General features: G+C 66.6%; 18 protein-coding genes. 12 read left to right on the forward strand and 6 right to left on the reverse strand.

The genetic code is table 11. The features are described 5' to 3' along the window. Positions 1–12: 12 nt before the first annotated feature. Together eno and ftsB are read left to right on the forward strand one after the other, a co-directional pair. Positions 13–1,296, forward strand: coding sequence for a phosphopyruvate hydratase (gene eno / locus ABIC51_RS03865; protein ID WP_011352544.1), 1,284 nt, complete (start codon positions 13–15; stop codon positions 1,294–1,296). 81 nt (positions 1,297–1,377) lie between these two features. Beyond that, positions 1,378–1,803, forward strand: a complete 426-nt coding sequence (ftsB, locus tag ABIC51_RS03870; protein WP_027786978.1) for a cell division protein FtsB — start codon at positions 1,378–1,380, stop codon at positions 1,801–1,803. An 89-nt stretch (positions 1,804–1,892) separates the two neighbouring features. Here the strand turns inward: ftsB and ABIC51_RS03875 are convergent, their stop codons facing one another. From ABIC51_RS03875 to ABIC51_RS03885, 3 genes are all read right to left on the reverse strand, one after another. After that, positions 1,893–2,255, reverse strand: coding sequence for a hypothetical protein (locus ABIC51_RS03875; RefSeq protein ID WP_027786979.1), 363 nt, complete (start codon positions 2,253–2,255; stop codon positions 1,893–1,895). A 134-nt stretch (positions 2,256–2,389) separates the two neighbouring features. After that, positions 2,390–3,340 carry an Hsp33 family molecular chaperone HslO gene (hslO, locus tag ABIC51_RS03880; RefSeq protein WP_027786980.1) on the reverse strand — a complete coding sequence of 317 codons (951 nt, stop codon included), beginning with the start codon at positions 3,338–3,340 and terminating at the stop codon, positions 2,390–2,392. A 25-nt stretch (positions 3,341–3,365) separates the two neighbouring features. Then, positions 3,366–3,890 carry a gamma carbonic anhydrase family protein gene (locus ABIC51_RS03885; RefSeq protein ID WP_021157692.1) on the reverse strand — a complete coding sequence of 175 codons (525 nt, stop codon included), beginning with the start codon at positions 3,888–3,890 and terminating at the stop codon, positions 3,366–3,368. Positions 3,891–4,039: 149 nt separating this feature from the next. Between ABIC51_RS03885 and ABIC51_RS03890 the strand changes: the two genes are divergently transcribed. From ABIC51_RS03890 to ABIC51_RS03935, 10 genes are all read left to right on the forward strand, one after another. Next, on the forward strand, positions 4,040–4,897 hold the full coding sequence (locus tag ABIC51_RS03890; RefSeq protein ID WP_354006364.1) for a ferritin-like domain-containing protein: 858 nt from the start codon (positions 4,040–4,042) through the stop codon (positions 4,895–4,897). 176 nt (positions 4,898–5,073) lie between these two features. After that, the gene (locus ABIC51_RS03895; RefSeq protein WP_027786982.1) at positions 5,074–5,964 is read left to right on the forward strand and encodes an alpha/beta fold hydrolase; all 891 of its coding nucleotides are present in this window, start codon (positions 5,074–5,076) and stop codon (positions 5,962–5,964) included. A gap of 82 nt (positions 5,965–6,046) precedes the next feature. After that, positions 6,047–6,877, forward strand: coding sequence for a 3',5'-nucleoside bisphosphate phosphatase (locus ABIC51_RS03900; RefSeq protein ID WP_059688910.1), 831 nt, complete (start codon positions 6,047–6,049; stop codon positions 6,875–6,877). Between the two features lie 82 nt (positions 6,878–6,959). Next, positions 6,960–7,592 carry an L-threonylcarbamoyladenylate synthase gene (locus tag ABIC51_RS03905; RefSeq protein WP_021157697.1) on the forward strand — a complete coding sequence of 211 codons (633 nt, stop codon included), beginning with the start codon at positions 6,960–6,962 and terminating at the stop codon, positions 7,590–7,592. A 49-nt stretch (positions 7,593–7,641) separates the two neighbouring features. Beyond that, positions 7,642–8,304, forward strand: coding sequence for a site-2 protease family protein (locus ABIC51_RS03910; protein ID WP_027786984.1), 663 nt, complete (start codon positions 7,642–7,644; stop codon positions 8,302–8,304). A gap of 8 nt (positions 8,305–8,312) precedes the next feature. Next, the gene (locus ABIC51_RS03915) at positions 8,313–9,515 is read left to right on the forward strand and encodes a tryptophan--tRNA ligase (RefSeq protein WP_011352534.1); all 1,203 of its coding nucleotides are present in this window, start codon (positions 8,313–8,315) and stop codon (positions 9,513–9,515) included. Positions 9,516–9,523: 8 nt separating this feature from the next. After that, positions 9,524–10,126 (forward strand): class I SAM-dependent methyltransferase, encoded by a 603-nt coding sequence (locus ABIC51_RS03920; protein WP_059554211.1) that lies wholly within the window; start codon positions 9,524–9,526, stop codon positions 10,124–10,126. Positions 10,127–10,174: 48 nt separating this feature from the next. Continuing rightward, positions 10,175–11,080, forward strand: coding sequence for a 4-hydroxy-tetrahydrodipicolinate synthase (gene dapA, locus ABIC51_RS03925; protein WP_021162674.1), 906 nt, complete (start codon positions 10,175–10,177; stop codon positions 11,078–11,080). 111 nt (positions 11,081–11,191) lie between these two features. Continuing rightward, on the forward strand, positions 11,192–12,337 hold the full coding sequence (gene bamC / locus ABIC51_RS03930; RefSeq protein WP_027786987.1) for an NlpB/DapX family lipoprotein: 1,146 nt from the start codon (positions 11,192–11,194) through the stop codon (positions 12,335–12,337). 4 nt (positions 12,338–12,341) lie between these two features. Continuing rightward, complete coding sequence (locus tag ABIC51_RS03935; protein ID WP_027786988.1) at positions 12,342–13,118, forward strand: MBL fold metallo-hydrolase; 777 nt, start codon at positions 12,342–12,344, stop codon at positions 13,116–13,118. 113 nt (positions 13,119–13,231) lie between these two features. Here ABIC51_RS03935 and ABIC51_RS03940 read toward each other — a convergent pair whose 3' ends face one another. The 3 genes from ABIC51_RS03940 to ABIC51_RS03950 are packed head-to-tail and all read right to left on the reverse strand — an operon-like array spanning position 13,232 to position 14,947. After that, on the reverse strand, positions 13,232–13,495 hold the full coding sequence (locus ABIC51_RS03940; RefSeq protein WP_354006384.1) for a hypothetical protein: 264 nt from the start codon (positions 13,493–13,495) through the stop codon (positions 13,232–13,234). Beyond that, complete coding sequence (locus ABIC51_RS03945) at positions 13,425–13,670, reverse strand: hypothetical protein (protein WP_075122947.1); 246 nt, start codon at positions 13,668–13,670, stop codon at positions 13,425–13,427. Before ABIC51_RS03945 ends, ABIC51_RS03940 begins: the two co-directional genes overlap by 71 nt. A gap of 56 nt (positions 13,671–13,726) precedes the next feature. Then, the gene (locus ABIC51_RS03950) at positions 13,727–14,947 is read right to left on the reverse strand and encodes a cupin domain-containing protein (protein WP_175861540.1); all 1,221 of its coding nucleotides are present in this window, start codon (positions 14,945–14,947) and stop codon (positions 13,727–13,729) included. Positions 14,948–14,972 lie beyond the last annotated feature (25 nt).

Genomic DNA, 14,972 nt, shown 5'->3' on the forward strand with positions numbered 1-14,972 from the left:
CAGAGGAAACCCATGAGTGCAATCGTAGATATCATCGGCCGCGAGATTCTGGATTCGCGCGGCAACCCCACCGTCGAATGCGACGTGCTGCTCGAATCGGGCACGATGGGCCGCGCGGCGGTGCCGTCGGGCGCGTCCACCGGCTCGCGTGAAGCGATCGAACTGCGCGACGGCGAAGCCGGCCGCTACAACGGCAAGGGCGTGCTGAAGGCGGTCGAGCACATCAACACCGAAATCTCCGAAGCCATCATGGGCCTCGACGCGTCGGAACAGGCGTTCCTCGACAAGACGCTGCTCGAGCTGGACGGCACCGACAACAAGTCGCGCCTCGGCGCGAACGCGATGCTGGCCGTGTCGATGGCCGTCGCGAAGGCAGCGGCCGAAGAGGCCGGCCTGCCGCTGTACCGCTACTTCGGCGGTTCGGGCGCGATGCAACTGCCGGTGCCGATGATGAACATCGTCAACGGCGGCGCGCATGCGAACAACAGCCTCGACATCCAGGAATTCATGATCGTCCCGGTGAGCCAGCCGACGTTCCGTGAAGCCCTGCGTTGCGGCGCGGAAGTGTTCCACGCACTGAAGAAGATCCTGAGCGACCGCGGCATGAGCACGGCAGTCGGCGACGAAGGCGGCTTCGCGCCGAACTTCGGCAGCAACGACGAGTGCCTGTCGACGATCCTGCAGGCGATCGAGAAGGCCGGCTACCGTGCGGGCGAAGACGTGCTGCTCGCGCTCGACTGCGCGGCATCCGAGTTCTATCACGACGGCAAGTACCAGCTCGCGGGCGAAGGCCTGCAACTGTCGTCGGCCGAATTCACCGACTACCTCGCGACGCTCGCCGACAAGTTCCCGATCGTGTCGATCGAGGACGGCATGCACGAAAGCGACTGGGAAGGCTGGAAGCTGCTGACCGACCGCCTCGGCAAGAAGGTGCAGCTGGTCGGCGACGACCTGTTCGTCACGAACACGCGCATCCTGAAGGAAGGCATCGAGAAGGGCATCGCGAACTCGATCCTCATCAAGATCAACCAGATCGGTACGCTGACCGAAACGTTCGCGGCCATCGAAATGGCGAAGCGCGCAGGCTACACGGCCGTGATCTCGCACCGCTCGGGCGAAACGGAAGATTCGACGATCGCGGATATCGCGGTCGGCCTGAACGCCGGTCAGATCAAGACGGGTTCGCTGTCGCGCAGCGACCGTATCTCGAAGTACAACCAGCTGCTGCGCATCGAGGAAGATCTCGGCGACATCGCGAGCTACCCGGGTAAATCGGCTTTCTATAACCTGCGCTAACGCGCTACTATCGGGTTCGTCATATCGACGCCGCTCTGTGCATGTGCGCGGAGCGGCGCTTCTTATATCTGCGTTTCTTACATGCGGCTTGTCACTGTCGTCCTGATTGCCTTGCTGGCGCTCATTCAGTACCCCCTATGGTGGGGACACGGCGGCTGGCTGCGGGTGCATGAATTGCGTCAGCAGCTCGACGACCAGCTCCAGAAGAATGCGGACGAGAAACTGCGCAACGAGCGCACTGCCGGCGAAGTGCAGGATCTGCAGAGCGGCACCGCGGCCATCGAGGAGCGCGCGCGCTACGAGATGGGCATGGTGAAGGACGGCGAGGTATTCGTGCAGTTCGTGTCGCCGAATGCGCCGGCCGCGCCGTTGAACAACATGCCGTCGAATACGTCGACGCGCGGCGCCGTGTCCGCGGCGCCGGTGCGCGTCGTGCCGAATCCGCAGTCGATCGCGAAGCCGTCGCGGCATCATGGCGGCGACAAGGGCAAGGCCGCGCATCACTGATCTCGATCGTTCGAACCCATTGAAAAAGCGCGGGAAATGCCGCGCTTTTTTATTTCCTGCCGGTAGTCAATCGGCTGAGCGATGGATGCTCACCACCACCATCCCGGGTAGCCGTAGCTGATACCCGTGCCCCAGCGATTGCCCCATCCGCCGTAATACCCGCCGTAGACGGTCACGGGCGGCGGCGAGTAATAAGCCCACGCGCGCGCGGCTGCCTCGGCTGCCATCGCGCTGTTCTGTTCGCGCAGCACCTGCTGGTCGATCTCGTCATAGCGCTTGCGTTCGGCGCTCGACAGCGCGGGCGGCTGGCCGCCCGATGCGCCGGGTTCGGGCAGGCGGCTCAGGATCGTGGAAGTCGGCGGCGGCATCGCGCAGCCGGCAAGCGCGAGCGTGCAGGCGGCAACGCTCGTCAGGACGACGGTTCGAAACGGGAGACGAAGCGGGCGATTCATGTGTTTCTCCTGCAGCGCGCCGACGACGGGAAGCGGCTTGCGCCGAAGTGCGGGACTTCGGCGCGCGAGCCTTGCGTGCGACGCTCGTGCGTCATTATGCGCCCGTGCCCGGACGGCGGGCATCGGGTCGCCGCTCAGTGACGCTGTTCGGTCGCGGGCGCGATGCCCGTCTCGACGCCGGGTGCCGCGAACAGCTGCGCGACGTCGACCGGATCGAATTCATAGCGCTGATTGCAGAACTCGCAATGGATCTCGACGTGGCCACGCTCGACGATCACGCTGTCGACCTCTTCGCGGCCGAGCATGCGCAGCATCGCACCGACCTTCTCGCGCGAGCACGAGCACTGGAAGCGCGTGCCGGCCGGCTCGAAGTGCTGCACGTTTTCCTGCCAGAACAGCCGGCGGAACACGACTTCCGGTTCGACCTCGAGCAGTTCCTTGGCGGACAGCGTGCCGCCGAGCGTGCAGACGCGTTCCCACGTATCGGTATCGGTTTCGGCGTTGCGCGGCACGATGCCGCCGTCGCCCGGCAGCTTCTGCAGCAGCATGCCGACCGCACGGTCGCGATCGGCCGCGAGCCACATCCGCGTGTCGAGCTGCTCCGAGTGATGCATGTAATGCTCGAGCACCTGCGAGACGGATTCGAGCGGGCCGTCGACGCCGTTCAGCGGCACGATGCCCTGGTACGGCTGCTGGCCCGGCAGCTTGTCGGCCGGGTCGAGCGTGATCACGCAACGGCCGTGACCGCTCGCATTGACGAGCGATGCGAAGCTGGTGTCGTCGCCGATCGTCTGGGCGGCGTCGCCGGCGAACTTCGCGGTGGCCCGCATCGACAGATCCGAGCCGCACTGGACGACCAGCATCTGGACCGGCCCGTCGCCGAAGATCTGCATGATCAGGGTGCCGTTGAATTTCAGGTTCGCGGACAGCAGCGCGCATGCGGCCATCATCTCGCCGAGCACCGTGCGCACGGGGGCCGGGTAGTCGCGGCGGGAGAGCACTTCCTGCCACGTATTGCGCAGCGAAACGATCTCGCCGCGCACGGGCGCCGCATTGAACATGAATTTCTGTAACTGGTCGCTCACTCTTCTTCCTTGAAATCCGTGCGAATCACCCGATTCGCACGAGTTGCTCCTTGAAATGCGCACGCCGCTCGACGTACGTCTTCGCGTTCGTGCGCAGCCGCGCGATGTCTTCCGCCGTCAGCTCGCGCACGACTTTCGCCGGTGCGCCGAGAATCAGCGAATTGTCCGGGAACGTCTTGCCTTCCGTCACGACCGCGCCGGCACCAACCAGACAGTTGCGGCCGATCACCGCTCCATTCAAGACCACCGCCTGAATCCCGACCAGCGACCCTTCGCCGATCGTGCAGCCGTGCAGCATGGCCTGGTGGCCGATCGTCACGTTTTCGGCAATCGTCAGCGGAAAGCCCGGGTCCGTATGCAGTACCGCGCCTTCCTGGACGTTGCTGCCCGCGCCGACGGTAATCGTCTCGTTGTCGCCGCGAATCGTCGCACCGAACCAGACGCTCGCGTTCTCCTCGAGCACGACCTTGCCGATGATGGCCGCCGTGTCGGCGACGAATACGCTTTCGTGGATCGTCGGGGCCGTATCGCCCAGCTTGTAGATCGTCACGGAGTCTCCTTGTCTCTTCGATGATGGGCGCCGGTAGAATGGCGCGTCCGGTTTGCCCGGCGCGTTCGCATTGCGCCGCGGAACAATCGCCTATTGTAAACCGTCGCGTGCGTGCGCTCCCGCGATGCGCGCGCAGGGTGTCCCCGTTTATGAGCATGGAGTCTTCTTCTTTCGGCGATGCGCGTGCCTGCGTGCGCCGCGCCGCGCTTGTCGCACTGCGTGACGCAGAACCCGCGGCCAAGGCCGCACAGGTGCGCTCGCTCCACGATGCGCTGCTGGCCGGGCGGGCGACGATCGCCCCGTCGCTCGAATTGCCCGAGCCGGCCGACTTGCCCGGGCGCCCGGCGCGCCCGCCGCTGGTCGAGCCGCGCCAGCTCGAGCGACGCAGCATGCGTTCGCCCGAAGGGCGCGCCGTGCTGCTGCACGCGCTTGCCCATATCGAGTTCAACGCGATCAACCTCGCGCTCGACGCCGTCTGGCGCTTCGCGGGCCTGCCGAACGCGTTCTACTCGGACTGGCTGAAGGTGGCGGCCGAGGAGGCGTACCACTTCACGCTGCTGTCCGACCGCCTGGCGGCATTCGGGCATGCGTACGGCGATTTTCCCGCGCACAACGGCCTGTGGGAGATGTGCGAGCGAACCAAGGGCGACGTGCTTGCGCGCATGGCGCTCGTGCCGCGTACGCTCGAGGCCCGCGGGCTCGACGCGTCGCCGCCGATTCGCGCGCGGCTCGTACAGGCGGGCGACGAGGCGTCGGCCGCGATCCTCGACGTGATCCTGCGCGACGAAATCGGCCATGTCGCGATTGGCAACTGCTGGTTCCGGCATCTGTGCGACGAAGCCGGCCGCGATCCCGTGCCGACCTACCGGCAACTCGCCGAGCAATACCATGCACCGCGGCTGCGCGGCCCGTTCAATTTCGACGCACGCCGCGATGCCGGATTCGAGAAGGCCGAACTCGACGAACTGGCCGCGCAGGACGGGGCGGACGGAAGCGCGCCGCGCTGACCCGCTCGGGTTCGGCTGCGTTTCGACCGCCGCCGGCTGTCCAGGGCACCCGGCAGATGGCGCGTCCCGGCGGCCCGTGCGCGCCGGCGCCGCTAGAGCGGCGCCTCGACTGCCGGCCGCCGGAAAGAAAGCGCCACCGCTATAATCGAACGACCATTCTTTTTTGAGCGGCTGCGATGAGTGCCTCGAGTTCTGTTTCCGATTTCGTCATGGTGCGCGGCGTCCAGCTGCATGTCCGGCGCTGGGGCCGGCCCGATGCGCCGACGCTGTTCATGCTGCATGGCTGGATGGACGTCGCGGCGTCGTTCCAGTTCGTCGTCGATGCGCTCGCGGGCGACTGGCAGGTGATCGCGCCCGATGCGCGCGGCTTCGGGCTGTCCGACTGGCCGGTCGCGCGGCAGGGTGGCGGCCACTACTGGTTCCACGAATATCTGGGTGATCTCGATGCGCTCGTCGACCACTATGCGCCGGCCGGCGAAGTCAACCTGGTCGGGCACAGCATGGGCGCGAACGTCGTGTGCCTGTATGCCGGCGCACGGCCGGAGCGCGTGCGGCGCGTGGTCGATCTCGAGGGTTTCGGGCTCGCGCCCGCGCGGGCCGAGCAGGCGCCGCGCCGGCTGCGCGGCTGGCTCGACGAGTTGCGCGAACCGCCCGCGCTGCGCCCTTATGCGTCACTCGACGACGTGGCGGCGCGCCTGACCAAAACCAATCCCCGGCTGGACCCGCGTCGCGCCGCGTTCCTCGCCGCGCACTGGTCGAAGCGCGGCGACGACGGCCTCTACCACCTGCTGGCCGACCCCGCTCACAAGATGCCGGGCCCGCTGCTGTACCGGCTCGACGAAGTGATGGCTACCTGGGCGCAGGTGCGTGCGAAGGTGCTGCACGTCGAGGCCGTCAACTCGCCGACGCTCGCACACATCGCCGGCGATATCCCGCTGCCGGAATTCAAGGCGCGTTTCAACGCGTTTTCCGACTGGCGCGAGAAGCTCGTCGAGGATGCCGGCCACATGGTGCATCACGACCAGCCCGAGCAGATCGCGGCGCTGATCGAGGCGTTCTGCGCGTAAGCCGCGCGGCGTCAGCGGCGGGGCAGGCGGGCGGCGCATTGCCGCGTTGCAGTAGAATGAAGCCTTACCTGCCATGCCGACAATGAACGCCGATCTCCACTGCCATTCGAATGTTTCCGACGGGTTGCTGTCGCCTGCCGACGTCGCGCGCCGCGCCCATGCCGGCGGCGTGACCCTGTGGGCGTTGACCGACCACGACGAAATCGGCGGTCAGGCGGCGGCGCGCGGCGAGGCGGAAGCGCTCGGCATGCGCTACCTGAGCGGCGTCGAGATTTCGGTCACGTGGGCGTCGCGCACCGTGCACATCGTCGGCCTGAACGTCGATCCCGCGAATCCGGTGCTCGTCGACGGCCTGTATCGCACGCGCCACGGCCGCGCGGCGCGCGCGCTGGCGATCGGCGAGCAGCTCGCCACGCTCGGCATTCCCGGCGCGTACGAAGGCGCGCTGAAGTACGTATCGAATCCCGACCTGATCTCCCGCACGCATTTCGCGCGGTTTCTCGTCGAGAACGGCCATGCCGAATCGACGTCCGACGTGTTCGATCGCCTGCTCGGCGACGGCAAGCCCGGGTTCGTCCCGCACCGTTGGGCGACGCTGCCCGACGCCGTCGCCTGGATTCGGGCGGCCGGCGGCGAAGCCGTGGTCGCGCATCCGGGCCGTTATCGCTATACGCCCGTCGAATTCGACGCGTTTTTCGGCGAGTTCATCGATCTGGGCGGCCGCGCGATCGAGGTCGTGACGGGCAGCCACACGCCCGACCAGTACCGCGAATACGCGGACGTCGCACGCCGCTTCGGCTTCGAGGCATCGCGCGGCTCGGATTTCCATGCGCCAGGCGAGGGCCGTGTCGAGCTCGGCGGCCTGCCGCCGCTGCCGCCCGACCTGACACCGGTCTGGGAGCGCTGGCTCTGACACCGGGCGGCGGCCTGCCGCCCGCGTTGCCGCCGGCGCGCGCATCCGACTTCTCTTCCTTTACGTACCCCCACGTACCCCCATGTCCCAGTTCTTCAGGATTCATCCGGATAATCCGCAACCGCGCCTGATCAAGCAGGCCGTGGAGATCGTCAGCAAGGGCGGCGTGATCGCGATGCCGACCGATTCGAGCTATGCGCTCGCGTGCCATCTCGACGACAAGGACGCGGTCGAGCGAGTGCGCCGGATTCGCGGCCTCGACGAGAAGCAGCACCTGTCGCTGCTCGTGCGCGACCTGTCGGAGCTCGCCAACTTCGCGATGGTCGACAACCGCCAGTACCGCCAGATCAAGTCGGTGACGCCCGGCCCGTACGTGTTCATCCTGCAGGCGACCAAGGAAGTGCCGCGCCGGCTGTCGCATCCGTCGCGCAAGACGATCGGGTTGCGCGTGCCCGATCACGCGATCACGCTCGCGTTGCTGGAGTCGCTCGGCCAGCCGCTGCTCGGCACGACGCTGATCCTGCCGCCGGACGACGAGCCGCTCAACGATCCCGAAGACATTCGCGCGCGGCTCGAGAAACAGGTCGATCTCGTGATCGACGGTGGCGCGTGCCCGCGCGAGCCGTCGACGGTGATCGACCTCACCGGCGACGAGCCTGAGCTCGTGCGCGCGGGGCGCGGCGCGCTCGAGCCGTTCGGCCTCTCGGCGCCGTAAGCGCGCCGTTCCATTTTTTGCGCGAGTGCGCTTGTTACAATAACGCGATATGGATGCTTCCCTGATACAGACCATCGCCGTCTACGCGCTGCCCGTGATCTTCGCGATCACGCTGCACGAGGCCGCGCACGGCTACGCCGCCCGCCTGCTCGGCGACAACACCGCCTACATGATGGGGCGCGTGTCGTTCAACCCGATGCGCCACATCGATCCGCTCGGCACGATCGCGATTCCGCTCGCGATGTATTTCCTGACGGGCGGCGCGTTCCTGTTCGGCTATGCGAAGCCGGTGCCGGTGTCGTTCGGCAACCTGCGCGATCCACGCTGGGGCAGCCTGTGGGTATCGCTCGCGGGGCCGGCGTGCAACTTCGTGCAGGCGCTGATCTGGGGCGTGCTGACGCTCGTGCTGCCCGCCGTCGGTATCGACGAGCCGTTCTTCACGCGGATGGCGTTTGCCGGCGTCAGCGCGAACCTCGTGCTGGGCGTGCTGAACCTGTTTCCGCTGCCGCCGCTCGACGGCGGCCGCATCCTGGCGGCGCTGCTGCCGACGAAGCAATCGATCGCGCTGTCGCGCATCGAGCCGTACGGTTTCATCATCGTCCTCGCGCTGGTCGCGACGGGCGTGCTGACGAATTTCTGGCTGCGCCCGCTCGTCAACGTCGGCTACGCCGTCCTGAGCGCCATCCTGTCCCCATTCGCCTCGCTTTTCTAACGACAATCATGTTCCCTGAACGTATTTTCTCCGGCATGCGACCCACCGGGTCGCTGCACCTCGGTCATTACCACGGCGTGCTGAAAAACTGGGTGAAGCTGCAGTCCGAGTACCCGTGCTTCTTCTGCGTCGTCGACTGGCATGCGCTGACGACGCACTACGAGACTCCCGAGGTCATCGAGAAGAACGTGTGGGACGTGCTGATCGACTGGCTTGCGTCCGGCATCGATCCGGCCCAGGCGACACTGTTCATCCAGAGCAAGGTGCCCGAACATGCCGAACTCGCGCTGCTGCTCGGCATGAGCACGCCGCTCGGCTGGCTCGAACGCGTGCCGACCTACAAGGAGCAGATGGAGAAGCTGAAGGACAAGGACCTGTCGACCTACGGCTTCCTCGGCTACCCGGTGCTGATGGCGGCCGACATCCTGCTGTATCGCGGCTCGCTCGTGCCGGTCGGTGAAGACCAGGTGCCGCACGTCGAGATGACGCGCGAGATCGCGCGCCGCTTCAACTACCTGTACGGCCGCGAGCCGGGCTTCGAGGAGAAGGCGCTCGATGCCGCGAAGAAACTCGGCGGCAAGCGCGCGAAGCTCTATCACGAGCTGCGCAATGCATACCAGCAGGAGGGCGACGACGAGGCGCTCGAACAGGCGCGCGCGATGCTGCAGGAATCGCAGAGTCTGTCGATGAGCGACCGCGAGCGCCTGTTCGGCTATCTCGAAGGCGCGCGCAAGATCATCCTCGTCGAGCCGCAGGCGCTCCTCACCGAAGCATCGCGGATGCCGGGTCTCGACGGGCAGAAGATGTCCAAGTCGTACGGCAACACGATCGGCCTGCGTGAAGACGCCGAGACGATCACGAAGAAGGTCCGCACGATGCCGACCGATCCCGCGCGCGTGCGCCGCACCGATCCGGGCGATCCCGACAAGTGCCCGGTGTGGCAGCTGCACCAGGTCTATACGGACGAAGCGACGCATGACTGGGTGCAGAAGGGCTGTCGTTCGGCGGGCATCGGCTGCCTCGATTGCAAGCAGCCGGTCGTCGAAGGCATCCTGCGCGAGCAGCAGCCGATGCTCGAGCGTGCGCAGAAGTACATGGACGATCCGTCGCTGCTGCGCGCGATCGTCGCGGACGGTTGCGACAAGGCGCGCAAGTACGCGACGGAAACGATGCGCGACGTGCGCGACGCGATGGGCCTGTCGTACAACTGATCGACCGCATGAGCGCATCCGTCATCGCCGCCGCGGGCGGCCACGTCGCCCAGGCCGAGCCGTCGCGTTGGGTCGCGCAATGGTCGCGGCTCGTGCCGGCAGGCGGCGCGGTGCTGGATGTCGCCGCGGGCGGCGGGCGCCATGCGCGCTGGTTCGCGTCGCGCGGGCATCCGGTCGTCGCACTCGACCGCGACCCGGTCGCGCTGGCCGCGTTGCGTGCGATTCCGGGCGTCGACGCCCGTGACGCCGATCTCGAAGGCGCGCCGTGGCCATTGCCGGCCGGCGAGCAGTTTTCGGCGGTGATCGTCACCCATTATCTGCATCGTCCGCTCTGGCCCCATCTGCTCGATGCGGTGGCGCCGGGCGGCGTGCTCATCTACGAAACCTTCGCGCAAGGAAACGAATCGGTCGGTAAACCGTCCAACCCCGCGTTCCTGCTCGCCCCGGGCGAGCTGCTGGATGCCGTGCACGGCCGCCTGCGGGTGGTGGCGTACGAGGACGGGTTCGTTGCCGCGCCGCGCGAGGCGTTCGTCCAGCGTCTCTGCGCAGTGCGCGAGGGCGCGACCCCGAAGGCGGGGGCGGGAATTCCACGTTACGAACTGCCCGGCTAATCCGCTACAATCTCAACGTTTACCGGTACATAACCTCAATCGCGTTTCATGGCTAACGGCACCCAAGACGGCATTCAAATCCGCGGCAGCATCCCCGCGATCGTCACCCCGATGCTCGAAGACGGCAGTCTCGACCTGCCGGCGTTTCGCAAACTGATCGACTGGCATATCGCGGAAGGCACCGATGCGCTCGTCGTGGTCGGTACGAGCGGCGAGTCGGCAACGCTCAACGTCGAAGAGCACATCCTGATGATCCGCACGGCGGTCGAGCATGCGGCGAAACGCATCCCGATCATCGCGGGCGCGGGCGGCAACTCGACCGCCGAGGCGATCGAGCTGACGAAGCACGCGAAAGCCGTCGGCGCGGACGCGACGCTGCAGGTCGTGCCGTACTACAACAAGCCGACGCAGGAAGGCATGTACCGTCACTTCAAGACGATCGCCGAAGCGGTCGACCTGCCGGTGATCCTGTACAACGTGCCGGGCCGCACGGTCGCGGACATGGCGAACGAGACGATGCTTCGCCTCGCGGAAGTCCCGGGCATCATCGGCGTGAAGGAAGCGACCGGCAACATCGATCGCGCCGCGCACCTGATCAAGGCTGCACCGAAGCATTTCGCGATCTATAGCGGCGACGATCCGACGGCAATCGCGCTGATGCTGCTCGGCGGCCACGGCAACATCTCGGTCACGGCGAACGTCGCACCGCGTGCGATGAGCGAGCTGTGCCGCGCGGCGCTGGCCGGCGACGTCCAGACGGCCCGCGAACTGCACATGAAGCTGCTGTCGCTGCACAAGAACCTGTTCATCGAGGCGAACCCGATTCCGGTGAAGTGGGCGCTGCAGGCGATGGGCAAGATGCAGGGCGGCATCCGGCTGCCGCTCACGGCGCTCGACGAGCGCTGCCACGATGCCGTGCGTTCGGCCCTCGTCGAGGCCGGCGTCCTCGCCTGATGCCGGGGCGGCCGCGTCCTGCGGCCGCCGGCTCGTACCCTGATCAACCCGCACCGGCCGGCTCCGTCCGGCGCCGCTCCTGACGAGCGTTCTAGCAAGACGAAGGATTTCATGAAACGTTTCGCCTTTTCCTCTCGCGCCATCCAGATGTCGGTGGTGGCGCTGGCGCTGGGCGCGCTCGCCGGCTGCGATACGCTGAACGACTATCTGGCCCCCGACCGGGTCAACTACAAGAACACCGGTTCGGCGCCGCCGCTCGCGGTGCCGAGCGACCTGAAGCCGGTGCCGACGACGCAGCAGTTCGTCGCGCCGCCGAGCAATGCCGGCCTCGGCACGCTGCCGCCGCGGGCCACGACCCAGGCCGGCAACGCGACCGACGGCATTCCGAGCGCGCAGGATCCGTTCGGCATGCACATCGAGCGCGACGGCGACCGCCGCTGGCTCGTCGTCGATGGCCGGACGCCCGAGCAGCTGTGGCCGATCCTGAAGGAGTTCTGGCAGGAGAACGGTTTCTCGCTGAAGACCGACGCGCCGTCGACGGGCATCATGGCCACCGACTGGGCCGAAAACCGCGCGAACATTCCTGACGACTGGTTCCGTCGCACGATCGGCAAGGTCATCGATTTCGCATACTCGTCCGGTACGCGCGACCGCTTCCGTACGCTCGTGAACCGCACGTCGGACGGCAACACCGACATCTCGATCACGCACAGCGCGATGGAAGAAATGATGGTCGGCCCGCAGGGCGGCACGTCGTCGCGCTGGGAGGAGCGTCCGCGCAACCCGGTGCTGGAAGCGGTGTTCCTGTCGAAGTTGATGCAGAAGTTCGGCCTGACCGATGCGCAGGCGAAGCAGCTGCTGACCGATGCACGCCCCGCGACGGCGCCGGCGCAGGTCAGCGACGCGAGCAACGGCGCGGCAACGCTGCAGCTGGCCGAGTCGTTCGACCGTGCGTGGCTGCGAGTGGGCCTGGCGCTCGACCGGACCAACTTCACGGTCGACAATCGCGACCGCGAGAAGGGCGTGTACACCGTGCGCTATGCGAATTCGATGGAAGAGCTGAAGCGTGACGGCCTGTTCGGCAAGCTGTTCTACGGCGGCCCGGCGGCCGCGAAGCCGGGCAAGGAATTCCTGGTCAACGTGCGTGCGCAAGGCAACGGCGGCACGCAGGTCGCGGTGATCGGCGCAAACGGCCAGGTCGACAACTCGTCGGACGCGCAGCGGATCATTTCGCTGCTCCACGCGCAGCTGAACTGAGCGCGTGCGATTCGCCAGCCTCGGAAGCGGCAGCGAAGGCAACGCGCTGGTCGTCGAGGCCTCGAGCGGCACGACGACCACCCGCGTGCTGCTCGACTGCGGCTTTTCCGCCAAGGAGGTCGAGCGTCGGCTCGGCCGTCTGAATCTCTGCATCGGCGATCTCGATGCGATCCTGATTACCCACGAACACAGCGACCACGTCGGCAGTGCGCTGACGCTCGCCCGCCGGGCGTCGCTGCCGCTCTACATGAGCTGGGGCACCGCGCGCGCGGTCGGCGCGGACGAGGCCGATGTCGACCTCCACGTGCTGTGGGGCGACGAGACGGCCGCGATTCGCGATCTGGCCGTGATGCCCTATACGGTCCCTCACGACGCGCGCGAGCCGCTCCAGTTCGTCTTTATGGACGGCTGCAGCCGGCTCGGCGTGCTGACGGACGTCGGCATGGCCACGCCGCACATCACGACGGTACTGAGCGGTTGTGACGCGCTGGTGCTCGAATCCAACCACGACACCGCAATGCTGGCCGCGAGCCGCTATCCGCAGTCGCTGAAGGCGCGCATCGGCGGCAACCACGGCCACCTGAGCAACGACGCGGCGGCGGCCATCCTCGCATCGCTTGAGCGCAGCCGCCTTCGGCACCTGGTCGGGGCGCACCTGAGCCAGCAGAACAACCTGCCGGAACTGGTCCGCCAGGCGTTTGGCGGCGTACTGGGGACGAACGGGGAGGACGTGATCGTGGCCACGCAGGACGCGGGCTTCGACTGGCTGGCGCTCGGATGAGCGGGGCAGGGCCGTTGCGGCGGCCCGGTACGACTGCCGGGCGACAGACGCGAAAACGGCAGACGTAAAAAAACCGGCCCTCGGGCCGGTTTTTTTTCAGCTGACGCTGAGGCTTACTGGCTTGCGCCCGAAGCCGGAGCAGCCGTCGCTGCCGAAGCAGCCGACGCCACTGCAGCAGCAGCGTCGCTCGCAGCAGCCGTTGCCGACGAAGCAGCGGCAGCAGCGTCGCTCGCTGCACCAGCAACTGCCGAAGCAGCCGTCGAAGCAGCAGCAGCCGCGTCGCTTGCAGCCGACGAAGCAGCTTGATCAGCGTTCTTGTTGCAAGCAGCCAGTGCAACAGCAGCCAACAGGGAAGCTACGAGGAGGGATTTCTTCATGATCACGTCCTTTTATGGTTAAAGGTAAGCAACAGCGCGAAACAATACCGGTAATGTGCTCCAACACCGACCTGGGCCGCTGGTGGAGATGCACTTCTAGAGCGTGAATCTTCCCTACGGCTTGGGCGGAAATTATATGCACTTTCCTATCGACCGTCGACAAATGCGGGGTCAATACGTTGTCTTTCCCATACAGAATTTGATCTGTACGGGCATACGGGGCGACTCACACTAATTCCGGTTTCCGACCCGTATCCAGCCCGCACGATACCACTCGTGCAATAAAGCTGTCATTGAGGGAGCCCGGGATAGTGTTACAAACCGTTTCGCCTCCATCTGGCGTTGATTGGCCAGTTCGGGCAGCCATTCGCTGGCTTGCTCGAGCGGTCCTTCCTCGCCATTAATGAAGTACGAGCGCGCGTTATACATCAATGCGGCCCTTCTGTCGAGACACACGCCACGACGTGACGCTTGCGTGACGAACGCGGCCTCGGACAGCGGGCGCGCGGGCGGGTCGAAAACGACGTTCGGTTTGGGCTCGCTCAGGTAGCAGCCGAGAAACTCTGCGACGTCGCGCTTGCGCCAGCGAATCGCGTCGACGATCTCGGCAACGCGCTTGACCATCGCCGGAGGCAGTTGCGCGGGCGTGTCGACGGCCGGCTGCTTCGGGTCGCGGTAGAGGTCGTCGCCGCACCCGTCCCGCAGGCCGCCACGCTCCGCGAGATAGTACAGGAACTGGGCGCCCAGTTCGCCTGCGGACGGCGCCCGGAAGCCGATCGAACAGGTCATGCATTCGCCTTCGGCCACGCCGTCGTGCGCGATGTGCGGCGGCAGGTACAGCATGTCGCCGGGTTCCAGCACCCATTCGTCGCTCGGCTCGAAGTTTTCGAGGATCTTCAGCGGCACGTCCGGCTGCAGCGACAGGTCCTTCTGCGCGCCGACGCGCCAGCGGCGCCGGCCCTCGACCTGCAGCAGGAAGACGTCGTATGAATCGAAATGCGGGCCGACGCCGCCGCCATCCGTCGCGTACGAGATCATCAGGTCGTCCAGCCGCGCGTCGGGGATGAAGCGGAAGCGGTCGAGCAGCGCGCGCGCCGCGTCGACGTGCAGGTCGAGCCCTTGTACGAGCAGGGTCCAGGCCTTGCGCGTGACGGCCGGCAGCGAGCCCGGTTCGAACGGGCCGTGAGCCAGTTGCCACTTGTTACGAAAATGGGTGATCAGTCGCGATTCCGCGTCATAGTCCGTGGCGAGCTCGAACAGCGCGTCGCGCGAGACCGGCGACGCGACGCCGGGGATCGCCTGGCGGATCAGGAGCGGCTTCTTCTGCCAGTAGCCGCGCATGAATTGCGTCGGCGTAAGACCGCCGAGCAGCGGTGTGGGAAGATCGGAGGGCGGCGCGCCGAGCGGGGCGGCAGCGGCATCCCGCGGTTCGGCTTGAGACCGGTTGCGCATCGTATAATGAGACTTGTATTTGGGA

The sequence above is a fragment of the Burkholderia sp. 572 genome (assembly GCF_040545135.1).
Lineage (GTDB): Bacteria > Pseudomonadota > Gammaproteobacteria > Burkholderiales > Burkholderiaceae > Burkholderia > Burkholderia cepacia.

Coding starts and splice junctions, on each gene's coding strand:
- eno (WP_011352544.1), top strand. CDS start 13: ATGAGTGCAATCGTAGATATCATCGGCCGCGAGATTCTGGATTCGCGC.
- ftsB (WP_027786978.1), top strand. CDS start 1,378: ATGCGGCTTGTCACTGTCGTCCTGATTGCCTTGCTGGCGCTCATTCAG.
- ABIC51_RS03875 (WP_027786979.1), bottom strand. CDS start 2,255: ATGAATCGCCCGCTTCGTCTCCCGTTTCGAACCGTCGTCCTGACGAGC.
- ABIC51_RS03890 (WP_354006364.1), top strand. CDS start 4,040: ATGAGCATGGAGTCTTCTTCTTTCGGCGATGCGCGTGCCTGCGTGCGC.
- ABIC51_RS03895 (WP_027786982.1), top strand. CDS start 5,074: ATGAGTGCCTCGAGTTCTGTTTCCGATTTCGTCATGGTGCGCGGCGTC.
- ABIC51_RS03900 (WP_059688910.1), top strand. CDS start 6,047: ATGAACGCCGATCTCCACTGCCATTCGAATGTTTCCGACGGGTTGCTG.
- ABIC51_RS03905 (WP_021157697.1), top strand. CDS start 6,960: ATGTCCCAGTTCTTCAGGATTCATCCGGATAATCCGCAACCGCGCCTG.
- ABIC51_RS03910 (WP_027786984.1), top strand. CDS start 7,642: ATGGATGCTTCCCTGATACAGACCATCGCCGTCTACGCGCTGCCCGTG.
- ABIC51_RS03915 (WP_011352534.1), top strand. CDS start 8,313: ATGTTCCCTGAACGTATTTTCTCCGGCATGCGACCCACCGGGTCGCTG.
- ABIC51_RS03920 (WP_059554211.1), top strand. CDS start 9,524: ATGAGCGCATCCGTCATCGCCGCCGCGGGCGGCCACGTCGCCCAGGCC.
- dapA (WP_021162674.1), top strand. CDS start 10,175: ATGGCTAACGGCACCCAAGACGGCATTCAAATCCGCGGCAGCATCCCC.
- bamC (WP_027786987.1), top strand. CDS start 11,192: ATGAAACGTTTCGCCTTTTCCTCTCGCGCCATCCAGATGTCGGTGGTG.
- ABIC51_RS03940 (WP_354006384.1), bottom strand. CDS start 13,495: ATGAAGAAATCCCTCCTCGTAGCTTCCCTGTTGGCTGCTGTTGCACTG.
- ABIC51_RS03950 (WP_175861540.1), bottom strand. CDS start 14,947: ATGCGCAACCGGTCTCAAGCCGAACCGCGGGATGCCGCTGCCGCCCCG.